General features: G+C 70.6%; 1 pseudogene. It reads left to right on the top strand.

Going from position 1 to position 446, the window contains the following annotated elements:
• Positions 1-293, top strand: a pseudogene (locus tag FV223_RS29875) (ABC transporter ATP-binding protein); the annotation flags it as partial.
• Positions 294-446: the final 153 nt, after the last annotated feature.

Below are 446 nucleotides of genomic sequence, written 5' to 3'. Positions count from 1 at the left end.
GCAACGTGCAGCGGGCGGTGCTCGCCCGCGAGCTGACCGACCCGGTCGACCTCCTGATCGTCGTCAACCCGTGCTTCGGCCTCGACTTCTCGGCGGTCTCAGAGATCCGCAACCGGATCGTGGCCGCGCGCAACGCCGGCGCCGCGGTGCTGCTGATCAGCGAGGACCTCGACGAGATCCTGGAGCTGTCCGACCGCATCGTGGTGATGTCGGAGGGCCGCCTCGTCTACGAGACGCAGGCCGCCACCGCCGAGGTGGCGACGATCGGCCGTCACATGGCCGGGCACCACTGAGACGGACGATCGTCGCAAGCGCGGGCTCAGTGGGCCTCGACCGGCCCCGAGGCGCGCTGCGGCTTCCTCAGGATCGCGACGACGCCGAGGCTCAGCACGAGGCTGACGCCGACGAGCCAGAACCCGTCGGCATAGGCCATCACCTCGGCCTCG

It is taken from the genome of Methylobacterium sp. WL116 (genome assembly GCF_008039455.1).
Classification (GTDB): domain Bacteria; phylum Pseudomonadota; class Alphaproteobacteria; order Rhizobiales; family Beijerinckiaceae; genus Methylobacterium.
Note: the sequence above shows the minus strand (reverse complement) of the source record. Positions and strands in the feature narration are given on the sequence as shown.